Origin of the sequence: Bacilliculturomica massiliensis (assembly GCF_900605495.1) — a bacterium.
GTDB lineage: Bacteria > Bacillota > Clostridia > Peptostreptococcales > Anaerovoracaceae > Bacilliculturomica > Bacilliculturomica massiliensis.
This window is the reverse complement of the sequence record NZ_LR027602.1, coordinates 289624-301693: the sequence shown is the minus strand read 5'-3', so window position 1 is coordinate 301693 and position 12070 is coordinate 289624. Positions and strand designations below refer to the sequence as shown.

Annotated in this window: 8 protein-coding genes; all 8 read right to left on the bottom strand. The window is 54.8% G+C overall.

All coding sequences use genetic code 11. The features are described from left to right. Positions 1-360: 360 nt before the first annotated feature. Entirely contained in the window at positions 361-2076 is a 1716-nt protein-coding gene (locus E0E37_RS07915; protein WP_130862494.1) for an AAA family ATPase, read from the bottom strand. 148 nt (positions 2077-2224) lie between these two features. Beyond that, positions 2225-3589, bottom strand: coding sequence for an MATE family efflux transporter (locus E0E37_RS07910; RefSeq protein WP_130862493.1), 1365 nt, complete (start codon positions 3587-3589; stop codon positions 2225-2227). Between the two features lie 882 nt (positions 3590-4471). Further along, positions 4472-5488: a DNA-methyltransferase gene (locus E0E37_RS07905; RefSeq protein ID WP_207302934.1), complete on the bottom strand. Its 1017-nt coding sequence runs from the start codon at positions 5486-5488 to the stop codon at positions 4472-4474. A gap of 1 nt (position 5489) precedes the next feature. Beyond that, complete coding sequence (locus tag E0E37_RS07900; RefSeq protein WP_130862492.1) at positions 5490-6233, bottom strand: PaeR7I family type II restriction endonuclease; 744 nt, start codon at positions 6231-6233, stop codon at positions 5490-5492. Between the two features lie 168 nt (positions 6234-6401). Continuing rightward, complete coding sequence (locus tag E0E37_RS07895; protein WP_130862491.1) at positions 6402-7610, bottom strand: tyrosine-type recombinase/integrase; 1209 nt, start codon at positions 7608-7610, stop codon at positions 6402-6404. Between the two features lie 299 nt (positions 7611-7909). After that, a complete protein-coding gene (locus E0E37_RS07890; protein ID WP_165445273.1) occupies positions 7910-9001 on the bottom strand; it encodes a lytic transglycosylase domain-containing protein in 1092 nt (363 codons plus the stop codon). A gap of 356 nt (positions 9002-9357) precedes the next feature. Continuing rightward, the gene (gene lpdA / locus E0E37_RS07885; RefSeq protein WP_130862489.1) at positions 9358-10776 is read right to left on the bottom strand and encodes a dihydrolipoyl dehydrogenase; all 1419 of its coding nucleotides are present in this window, start codon (positions 10774-10776) and stop codon (positions 9358-9360) included. A 41-nt stretch (positions 10777-10817) separates the two neighbouring features. Next, positions 10818-12062: a dihydrolipoamide acetyltransferase family protein gene (locus tag E0E37_RS07880; protein ID WP_246019668.1), complete on the bottom strand. Its 1245-nt coding sequence runs from the start codon at positions 12060-12062 to the stop codon at positions 10818-10820. Positions 12063-12070 lie beyond the last annotated feature (8 nt).

Sequence of the window (12070 nt, the reverse complement as noted above, 5' to 3'; positions counted from 1 at the left end):
AGGTTTGTTAGTCACAGATTCTTATCAATTATTTGAGTTTTTGTTGGTTTTGTGATCAAATTCGACAATAATCCTTTACAAAAAGACGAAAAATGTCTATACTAAGAGTGTAAAAAGACAAAAAAAGCGTTCGTGAAATAACCTATTTCACGAACGCTTTTTGCTGTTTTGACCTACAGGCGAGACAAAGTTTTTACTGCCTTCTATATTCATCTAGCACGATTGCAAGAAAACGGCCCCGAGCACGGCGTAAGTTCCTTCGCCGGCCGGAGCCGCCTTTCGTCCTATTTCAGGGCTTCTTTTCCTCGCTCATGGCGTGGACCATAGAATACAGATTATAGCCAAAACTGGCCGTCCGTATCATGCCCCGTATACTTTCACCACACAGTCCTTCCGATAAAATGCAATTCCGTAGGCGATCACTTGCGCATATCCCCTCAGCGCCAAATCCCTGCAGTAGTTTTTCTCCCGTATCTGTGTCACCGCCTCGTCACAGCGCGCCTCCAGCTTGAGCGGATCCTCCGTCCACTTCAATTCTAAGATAATCGCAGTCTCCCGTATACTCTCCGGCAACAGCACCAAATCCGGTCTCCCGTCGCCCCATTCTCGATTGGATTCCATCGTATAACCGGCCAGGTTGCTGTAAAGCCCCATTATAACACCGTGATAGAATGCTTCCCGGCTATCCATATAACTGATGCTCCTTCTCAGCAGACCTCCGATCTCCCCCTCCATCGTTCCCGCATCTCCGCTCAGCGTTGCGGCGTACAATTTTTTCACGCCGCTCTGCTCCAGCAGCTCACTTTCAAACCAGTTCTGGATGTGGTCCTTATATATCGTTCTCACTTCCCGGTTTGGAACCCGCAGCGTCGCATAGACGGTGTCTTCCTCATCTCTTCGCTCCGACTCCTTTGTCAGATATCCCGTAAAGTACAGAAAGTTCCATAGATTGTTGATGTCCTTATCCACCTCGTCATACGTAATATCTTCGTGTACCGGCTTCTCGACCGCCCCGCCCGCCATCAGCTCCTCGATCTCCGCCCTGACTCCCGCGTCCGCTTTCTCAATCAGCGTCCTCACGATGGTGTTGCCGCTGGTGTTCGCCCAGTAGGCCTTCGGCCTGATATCCTCTTTGATGGTCATCTGCTTCAAATGGTTCACCACGCTCCACGGATTGTACACCTCCGTGTCCCCGAACAGATAGCCGTCGTACCACTCCTTCACCTCCGGAAAATATGCTTCTTTTCCATAAAAGCGCAGCGCTTCCTCTACCTCCTTCGGCGTAAAGCCAAAGTGTTCCGCGTATCCATAGCTCGCCACCGAAAAAATCTCCAGATTGTTCAGCCCCGTAAAGATACTTTCCTTCGTAATCCGCAGGCACCCGGTCAGCGCCGCAAAGGCCAGCGATTCATTGGACTTCAGCGCCGACTCGAACAGCGAGCGAATAAAGTCCGCCATCTCTTTGTAATACCCTTCCGCATAAGCCGACTCCAGCGGCACGTCATATTCATCGATCAGAATGATCGTCTTGCTCCCGTAAGCCGACTCCAGACAGGCAGACAGAAACTGCAGGGACTGCAGATAATCTTCCTCCCGCCGTTCCTTCTGCATGATCCGCCGATACTGCTCCCTGCTCGCTTCGTCCAGTTCCGACGACAGCACCACTCCTGAATGACGGCCAAACTCTTTCTCAATTTCATTGTAAAGGGACGCCCTGGCCAACTCCCAGCTGTTTTGCTTTCCTGATTTCAACGTCAGGAAGATAACCGGATACCGGCCCATCTGCGCGGTGTACGTCTCTCCTGCCCTCGCGATGTTCAGACCGGAAAAGAGCTCTCTCTGCTTTTCCGCCGCACTCTCATCCTTCGGTATTTCGAAGAAGCTCCGCAGCATCGTCATGTTCAGCGTCTTGCCAAAACGCCGGGGGCGGGTGAAGAGATTGACCTTTCCTCCCAGATCTAAAAGGTCTTTTATCAGCCCGGTTTTATCCACATAATAATACCCGTTGGTAATCAAATCCTCAAAGCTGTCCACGCCGATGGGCAGCGGCCTGACCTTGCTCCTGTTCTCCGCCATGTTTCGTCCTCTCTTTCCGGAGGCGCAGCAGCGCCTGATCTCCCCGTTCTGTTCTTATTATACCCTTGCGCCCCGGTTTTCACAACCGCAAGAAAACGACCCCGGACACGGCGTAAATTCCTTTTCCGGCCGGAGCCGACACCTGTTCCTACAGATATTGGTACTGTTTCCTGTAATGCCAGACAAAGCAGGCAGACAGGATGAGCGTCAGAAGCTCTGCCGCAGGGACCGCCAGCCAAACGCCCGCAACCTGCAGAAACAGCGGCAGCGTCAGAAGAGCGGCAGTGAGAAAACCGAAGGTCCGCAGGAAGGAAAGGGTCGCCGAGACCGTTCCGTTGGAGAGCGCGGTAAACAACGCCGAGGCGAAAATGTTATATCCGCAGAACAGAAAGCTGAACGGAAAGATCTGAAAACCATATCGGGCGATCTCATAGACGCGGCTTCCCTCTGGCGCAAAAATACCCGTAAGCTCCGGCCCGAATATCATTGAGACCACGAACACTGCGATCGAAACAACGCCGATAAAGCCGAAGCATATTCTGCATATGCGTTTGAGACCGCGGTAATTTCCGCTTCCCCAGCTGTAGCTGATGACGGGCGCCACTCCCATGGAAAACCCGATATACAGAGTAGACAGAAGAAACTGCGAGTAGATCATAATGGTGATCGCCGCGACGCCGTTTTCACCCAGAAGGCGCATCATGGTGAGGTTGAACAGAAAAGTAGTGACGGCTGCTGATAACTGTCCCACCATCTCAGAGGAACCGTTGAAGCAGATTTTTCCCAGTTCTCCGGCGCCGCCGCAGGGTCGGCAGAAGCGCAGCCTGTTATTTTTAGCGAACAGGAAAAACAGGATGCCGGCGGCAGTGGGTATGAGATAACTCAGACTCGTAGCCAGTGCGGCGCCCCGGATCCCCATCCCGAACCGGGCGATCAAAAGAAAATCGAACAGCGCATTGGCCATTCCTCCCATAAGAGTCAGCCACATGCCCAGCCCCGGTCTCCCCGCTGTGACCAGAAGGGACTGAAACAGCACCTGCAGGATACAGGCCGGCGCGAAGATCAGCAGTACGGACAGATAATCCCGGCAATAAGGAAACAGAACGTCGCCGCATCCCAACATCCGAACCAGCGGTTCCAGAAACAACGATCCCGCGACGCAGATCGCCAGACCCAGCGACAGCCCGGCCAGCAGGATAAGCGTCAGAGTCTCTCCGGCGTCCCTGTCCTTCTCCTCCCCCAGTTTCCGCGCAATAGCCGCGCTGCCGCCGGAAGCCAGCATGGAACCCAATCCCACCATCAGATTGATCACGGGTACGACGATATTGACCGCCGACAGCGCATCCGTTCCCACAAAACGCGCCACAAAAACAGTGTCAACAACAGTGTACAGCCCCATAAAAACCATCATAACAATGGTAGGAAATGCAAACTTCAACAGCGACGGCGCGCTGAAATCCTGCGCCAGCGGATGGACCGGCGCCTGCCGGTCCCGCTTCTCGCTTATACTCATGTGAATCCCCCCTTTATCCTCATTCAAAGTAAACAGCAGGTCTCCTGCATGATTGATTATAACGGCTGCGCATACTCTGGTTTTCATCATTCTTGCTCATTTACCTGCCTGCGGGGCCGGCTTTTGGGTAGATACGAGGATCGCCTGGACACATGAGCGGACTTTTTTTCTTTTTTCATGCTTTTAGCACCTGAAAAAGAAAAAAACGGGCGGCGCAACCGACATTTAAACTGTTTCTCCTGTCGATTTATGTCGCTTTTTTCTTTTTCAATATGATTTTGCGTTAAAAACGAAAAATATTTTCTATATTTACTATGTAAAGTATATATTATCCATTTTCTTTTCGTTTTTGAGCCTCTTTTGCCGGCAAAAAGAAAAAATCGGGAAACGATCCGCATACCTTCCTTTTCAGGCCGCCCCAGACCACTGTCTCAACCATATTTCAGTGTTCAGAAGATCTCTGCCCGCGGATCAGAACGGTTCCCGGCATGGGGGTATAGGAGCTGCGTGTTCAGCTACCGATTTGCTTTTCATAATAAAATAGTTTCCTTCGGAAACATATTCGCCCTGCGGGCTCACTTTCACAAGGTGAACTTTTTAAAACATCCGGAAATACAGCGGACGATATTCCCATGCTATAAAAAACAGGCAGGCGCCTGTTATCAGCGCCTGCCTGCATGATTTTCCCAATCTCAATATAAATTCACCGGATAATGTATGCGGGACCGGACTACTGCTTCCTTACCGCAGACCATATCTAAAATAGGCGTCCGAAAATAAGGGCCCGCTCCCGTCGTCACAAACGCTTTTCATCAATTGTCTCCTTTTCCGCCCTTCTTCCGGTCCTCGCGCCGCCCTTTCGTCTTTTCTTCATCCCAGCCTTTATCCCTGACCTTCAGCTCTTCCGGCCTTTCCAGCCTTTCCGGCCTTTCCGGTCTTTCCGGCCTTTCCGGCCTTTCCGACCTTTCCAATCCCACCGGCCTCTCCGGCCCCGCCGGCCTTTTCAGCCCTGCTCGATCTTTCCGGCTCTTCCGGCCCTTCCAGCCTCGCCAGCCCTACCGGCCCCGCCGGCTTTTCTGGCCTTTCCTCCCGCACAGTGACGCCCTCTGTCTTTGCATACTGTCTGTGCATGCGGCTGAGGATCATGGAACAGTACTTCTCCTCCACCTCCACGCCGATGCTGTTTCTGCCGCAGGCCGCGGCCTCGATCATAGTCGTGCCGCTGCCGCAGAACGGATCCACCACCGTGTCTCCCACGAAGGAAAACATGCGGATCAGCCGGCCGGCCAGCTCCTGCGGAAAGGGGGCGGGATGGCTGCGGGTGGACGCGCCGGAGAGGTTCCATATCTGCCGGAACCACTTATCGTAGTCTTCTTTTCCGATGCGGCTCTCCTCCCGCTGTTTTTCCGTAGGCCTGCGATAGCCTCCGGGCTTTCTCTGCATGAGGATGTATTCCATATCATTTTTTATGATCGCGTTTGGCTCATAGGGCCTTCCCAGAAACGAAGTCCCTCTATTGGCTTCAAAGTTCGCGTTGGAGACCTTGTGCCACAGTATGGGATTCAGATTATCGAATCCGATCTTCCGGCAGCACACTGCGATGTCAGAATGCAAGGGAAAAACCACGTGCCTCCCGTATTTTCGCCGCGACTGACAGACGTCCCCCACAACGCAGACCATCCTGCCCCCGGGCACCAGAATGCGGTAGCATTCCTTCCAGACCTTTTCCAGCTCCATGAGAAAAGCCTCATAATCCTCGATGATGCCCAGCTGACCGCTCCCTTTTTCATATTCCTTCAGATTCCAATAAGGCGGCGATGTGAGGACCAGATGCACGCTGCCGTCGGCGATATAATCCATCCGCCGCGAATCCCCATGGTATAAAATGTGCTCCGTCACGTCAACTCTCCTGTCTGCCGCCGCGGGCGAGAACCGCCCTCAGCAGCGATAAAACAAAGGACCGTACCGAAAGCTCCGGGACCGGGCAGCTGTGATTCCCCGGTTCTCCGTCCCTGCGGCTGGTCACAAAGCAGGCGGCGCTGTACTGTCGTTCCAGCACCAGTTTTCTGCAGAATATCTCGTATCTCTTCATATAAGAGGAATGTTCAAATTCCGGCATCACCTCGAAGTGAGGCGAACGGGCGGACACCGGCGCCGTGGATTTCGGACAGTCCTCCAGCACCATCATATAGCCCAGCCACGGCGCTTCCTGAAGGCCGTAAACGCCTTCCCGGTAAGCCGTCCAGACGTCCAGAGCGCTGCCCATGGCCTCCTCCGTCCGGTTGTTGAAATTATTTCCAAAAGAAGGCCCCACCTGACTTTTGAATTCCACCGCCGCCGCGAGACGGCCCTCTTCCATCACCAGCAGGTCCCACTTCTTACTCGGCCTGTAAAATCCGGGGATCTCCAGACCGGCTTCACAGAAAATGCTTTTTTCCGGCACTCCGTTCAGGAGAAGCGTATGGCGGATCAGGTCCACAAAGCCGTCCAGCTGCTTTCCTCCGGTGACGGCGCCCCGGTTGCCCTGATCCCTGCTCTGTCCCGCCAGCTGCCTGGATATCTGCCCGTCCCTGGTGCTCCAGAAAAAACGAACCGCATCCTCTGTTCTCGCTTCAAAATCCTCCGGAAAAATGATCTCGTTCATCTATGTACTCCATCCCGCTCAATGCGTCCGGCGAACTGCGGCGGGGCTCTCCCTGCCGCCGGCCCGCCGGGCACAATCATTTTACTGCTTCATATAAACACTATGGCTATTATACCTTGCCGCCGGATTTTCCACAAGAAAAACAAGACCGCGCCTGTCCGGCTGCCGTCAGATATGGAACTTAACGTTTTTATTGATCTCCGGAAAATCAAGACGGTTGAGACAGCTCTGTTTGTGTTCCGCGAAAGAATGGGCGTACACGTTCAGCGTGATGGTGCTGCTGCTGTGTCCCAGACATTCGCTGAGACTTTTGATGTCCATGTTGTGTTCGATGCAGCGGGTGGCGAAGGTGTGGCGCAGGGCATGGAAATTGGCTTCCTCCACTCCGGACTTTTTCAGCACCCACTTCAGCCGCTTCTGATATACTCTCGGTTCAATATGCTTTCCGTCACAGGAAAACACGGGCTCGTCCTTTTCCCTTCTCTCCGGCGGCAGGCTGTTATAATACTGCTTCATCAGTCCGCAGAGTTCCTTCTTGATGGGAAAGCTCCGTCGGGAATTGCGGCTTTTGGGCGGGCCCATGATGATCTTCGTCTTCACGCCGCTTCCCTCCGGCGCCGTTCCCCTCTGCAGCGTACGGCGGATATGCAGCCGCGAACTATCCAGATCCAGATCGCGCCACTGCAGACCCGACAGTTCTCCGATGCGCAGCCCCGTATACAGAGCAAAAAAAATACCCATACACGTCTCCCCGTACACCGGGTGCGGGAAGTTCCGAAGCAGCACTTCCTCAATGCACGCCTGCTCCCGCCTGGAAAAGACCCGGATCTCTCTGTCGCTGTTTTCCACCGCCCGCTTCATCTTTTTCCTGGGTATCTCAGCGATATAGCGCTCGTCCAGCGCGTAATCCAGCATGCTGTAGATCAGAAACATCAGCGTATTGACCATGCTGGCGGACAGTCCTCCGTCTCCGTCCAATCTGCCTCTCTCCAGTTTTTCCGCCCGAAAGCGGTCCAGTACCTGCGGGGACAGCAGGCACATCCGACAGCAGCCCAGCTCCGGAAGAATGTGCTTCTCCACGTGTCTCCGATACTGGTCCAGTGTGGACTGGTGAAGGGACGGATCCGTCGCCTTCCAGTTCAGCCACTCCGCAAAGCAGTCCGCCATCGTCAGACTTCGCTGCTTCAGCTTTTCCTGCCGCAGCCTGGTTTCCGACTCCTTCTCCACCCGGCGCTTTTCCTGCCGGACCTGCGCGTAAGTTGCCGCGTATACATAACCGTACTGCGCCTTTCCGCTCATCGCGTCGTAGCCTGTGATATAGCGTCCTTCCCACCGGCCGTCGGAACGCTGATAAATGTTTTCACCTCTTCTTGCCATTTCTTTTGCTCCTTTCCTGCAGCTGTTGTGCCTTGTTTGTAATACCCCATCATACGCTACGGCGCGGATACAGACAACGTTTCCCAGACACAAAAACGCCCCTTAAACAATATATTTAACGAACGCAGGAAATTTTATACACTGCCCTTATGGGCGTCGACTCTCACGTTTGCTACGGACGCGAAAAAGCCGGGGGTTTCTTCCCCGGCTTTTTCATAATTAATTTCTATTCTATATGCTTTTTTCACGTGGTCCTTAGACGGCCCGGCAGCCTTTTCTCCAACTGCCTGCGGAAACGGCTAATAGCCTTTTCCGTATCCGTTTTCAGACATATACTCTTTCATATCTGACTGGGCGGAGCTGATACGGCCCGCGTACCGCGTGGTATAATTGCCTCGGTTTACGGCCCCTGCTCCCTGATTATAAGCCGACAGCGCTTTCGTCACGTTGCCGTCGTACATGTCCAGCCGTTCCTTGATATATTTGGCTCCCAGCTGGATATTCGTGTGCGGATCCAGCAGCTGCGACGCGCTGACTCCGTACCCTTTGGCAGTGGAGGGCAGGATCTGCATGATCCCCAGCGATCCGCTGCTGCCTCTGGCGCTTGCGTTGAAGGTGCTCTCCTTCTGCGCCATGGCGATCAGAAGAGTGTGATCCACGCCGTAGATCCTGGCTTCATGCTGAAAGATCGCCACCAGATCCTGGGCCTGAGCTACGCTGTAGCTGCTGTTGCACTTTCTGATATAGTTGACCAGTCCCCGGATGTACCGGGACTGCGGTTCGTTGAAGTATTCCCTGGCTTCTTTGCCGGGATCGGTGCTGATATACAGCCCGCTGTAATCATCGTAATACAGACTCCAGCCGAACAGATGATGTTGTGTGATGACTTTGATAGGGAAATATACGGTCGTCCCTTCCACTAACAGCGGCAGTTCACCTAAGCTGAGCTTTGTCGCCTGCAGCTCCGGAAGCGTGATCTCTTCCTCTGGCTGCACAACATCTGCTTCTGTTTCCACGTCGGCCTCTGCGCCTGCCACATCGGTATCCTCTGCAGCCGCGTCAGCTTTCGCTTGCGTTTCCACCCCTCCTTCGGTGGTTACTGCAACCTTCTGGTTCGTCGGCTCGTAAGCGATGACCGTTATGTCAGATGCAATTTCACAATTGACATCCTGTAGGTTGCTTTGAAGTTTCCCGTCGCTCGCGCCTTTCTGCGCGGGTTCGGTTTTCACTAATTTCAGTGTGCGGCTTTCCCAATCCATGTCGGCCTGAATGCCCAGCGCCCTGCTCAGGCTGCCGTTGACAGGCACATATGTCGCACCTTTATAGGTGAACAGCGGATTGTTCAGTTCGTAATTGAAAATTTGCGTTCCGTCGATGTAGATATTCTTCATGAAGAATTGACCTCTGACGGCTTCGCCAGCATAGATAGAAATTGATGAGAAAAGTAAGATTGTCAATGAAAGCCACACAGATAAAAGCCTCTTTGCCATATCTATTCTCCCTCTCTTTCCCGTGTCCCGAATTCGGGGCACTCGTATATTATACCTGTAAAGTCGCTTCTTGTATAGCCCTTTTTTGCTTCAGAAAGCCCCGCCAAGCGACACAAACCTTCATTTTTCAACGTTTATGTCAATCGCTTTTGTACGATTTTCACGCTGAGTTTTGCCTATATTATTCCATAAAATGAATAATGATCCCTGTATCATATTGGCGCAAATGGAAACGGCGGCATGCAGCCGCCGTCTCGTCAGTTTCCTTTTTTATTGGGTATGTGGATCGCCCGTCCCTCCACTGCCAGCGCCGCCTCCCGCACCGCCTCGCTGACGGTGGGATGGCCGTGGATCGTGGATATGATCTCTTCTGCGGTAGCTTCCAGCCCGATGGCCAGGGCCCCCTCCGCGATCAGGTCCGTGGCCCGGCAGCCCAGAATGTGCACGCCCAGGATCTCGCCGTGCTGTTTCCCAGCAATGATCTTAACGACGCCCTCCTGGCCGCCCATGATCAGCGCTTTTCCATTAGCGGACAGCGGGAATGTTCCCACGGTATACCCGATCCCTGCTTCCCTGGCCTTTTCCTCTGTGAGACCGACTCCAGCGAACTCAGGACTTCCGTATACGCAGGAGGGAATGGATCGGGGGTCGAAGGCTTTTTTGCCGGCGCGGCCCACAGCGTTTTCCGCCGCCGTCTCGCCCTGGGCCGAAGCGGCGTGGGCCAGCATGACCCTGCCCGTACAGTCGCCGATGGCGTATACGCCTTCTGCATTCGTCTCCATATACTCATTGACGGAGATCTTTCCCTTATCCTCCGCCACGCCGGCTGCGGCCAGGTTCAGCGACCCTGTGTCAGGTTTTCTGCCCACGGCTACCAGCACCTTATCCGCCTCAAAATACTTGATCTCCCCGCCGCAGTTCGCCTTGATCCTGGCTCCGGCGGGCGTCTGTTCGACAGACTCTACTCTGGCGCCCGTGAGTATTTCTACGCCGGTCTTTTCCATCCTGGCCCGCAGTATGGCGGTCAGCTGGCCGTCCATCGAAGGCAGGATCTCCGGCAGCGCTTCAAGGATCGTCACCTTCGCGCCAAACTGGCTGAACGCCGTGGCGATCTCCACGCCGATCACTCCGCCGCCGATCACCGCCAATCTCTCCGGCACGGCCGGCAGCGACAGCGCAGCGGTGGAATCAATACAGTGCTCATTGCCGGCGATGCCCGGCACCGGCGGGATCGCCGGTACAGAGCCCGCCGCTATAATGATGCGGGGCGCGGTCAGATTTTCAGATGCGCCGTCCTCCTTTTTCACCGTCAGCTCCCGAGGCCCTGTAAATTTGGCCTCCCCGCTGACGACTCTGATCCGGTTCGCCCGGCAGAGCCCTTCCACTCCCCTGACCAGCTGCGCGCGGACCGCTTCTTTTCGCTTCTGGATCGCATCCCAGTCATATTCCAATCCGTAGGCTTTCAACCCGATCTTTCTTGCTTCTTTCATTTCCGCGAACATTTCCGCGGAATGGAGAATCACTTTAGTAGGTATACAGCCTACGTTCAGACAGGTTCCGCCCAGGCTCTTCTTTTCGATCAGCGTTACGTCTGCTCCCAGCTGAGCGGCCCTGATAGCGGCTGTGTATCCTCCCGGCCCGCCGCCGATCACGACGATCTGTTCCCCTTTTTCCATCCAGTATCACCTCTTCCGCCGGCGGGGCGCTTCCCGCCGTCCTAAATCAACATCAGTTCCGGATTTTCCACGTATTCCTTCAGATCCTGCAGGATCCGCCCTACCTCAAGCCCGTCAAACACCCGATGGTCAAAGGTAAAAAAGATATTCATCATATCCCTGGCGCAGATCTCCCCGTTGCGTATCACCGGCTTTTTGCAGGAACGACCGAAGCCCGCTATGGCTACCTGAGGGGGATTGACCACCGGCGTTCCCGCGTCGATGGGATACATCCCTACGTTTGTGATCGTGAAGGTGCCGCCGCTCTGTTCTCCGTGGACCAGACTTCCGGTCCTGGCCCGCCCCGCCAGTTCCCGGATCGCCCCGCTGAGCTGAGCCAGCGTCATCTTATCCGCGCCCTTTACCACCGGTACCATGAGCCCCGCTTCAGCGCCCACCGCCACAGACAGATTGACATCTGAATAAGAAGATATCTCGGAACCGTCAAAAGTGGCGTTGGCCAGCGGATGCTTTTTCAGCATCTGCACTGTGGCTTTCGCCAGGAGATCGTTCACCGTGATCCTGCAGCCCGAGAACTCTGCCTTTTCCCGCAGCTTCCTGTGAAGCGCCAGCAGATCGGTGACGTCCACCTCCACCGAAGCGGAAGCCTGAGCGATGTTCTGCAGACTGTCCTGCATATTGCGGGCGATGGTCCTGCGGATACCGGACAGCGGTATCCTCTTTACCTCGCCCGGCTCCGCCTGCTCCAGGGAACCGTCGCAGCCGGGAACTCCCGCAGCGCCGGCGGCCGCCGCGAATCTTCTCACATCTTCTGCCACCACCCGGCCCGCCGGCCCGCTTCCCCGTACCGCTGAAAGGTCGATATTCTCCTCTCTCGCCAGCTTCCGGGCCAGACCCGTGGCTCTCACCCGGCCGCCCTTTTCCGCAGGCGGCTCCGGACTCTGGGGAGAGACCTGCGCTTTGGGCTCATTGCCGGTTTTCTGTTTCGGCCCATCCCCGGCTTCTTCTTTGGGCGCATCCCCGGCCGCCGTGAAGGCCCCATACTCTTCCTGACTCTCAAAAATATAGCCGATGATCCCGCCTACCGCCACCACGCTGCCCGACTGCGCCGCAATGTGCAGGATCCCGTCTGCCTTTGCTTCCACGTCCATGGTAGTCTTCTCGTTTTCGATCTCCAAAACGGGATCATCCTTTTTTACAAAAGTCCCTTCCTCCGCTTTCCACTGGCCCACCGTCCCCTCGATCATGGTCAGCCCGGCCTTGGGCATAATCAATTCAACACTCATATTCTTCC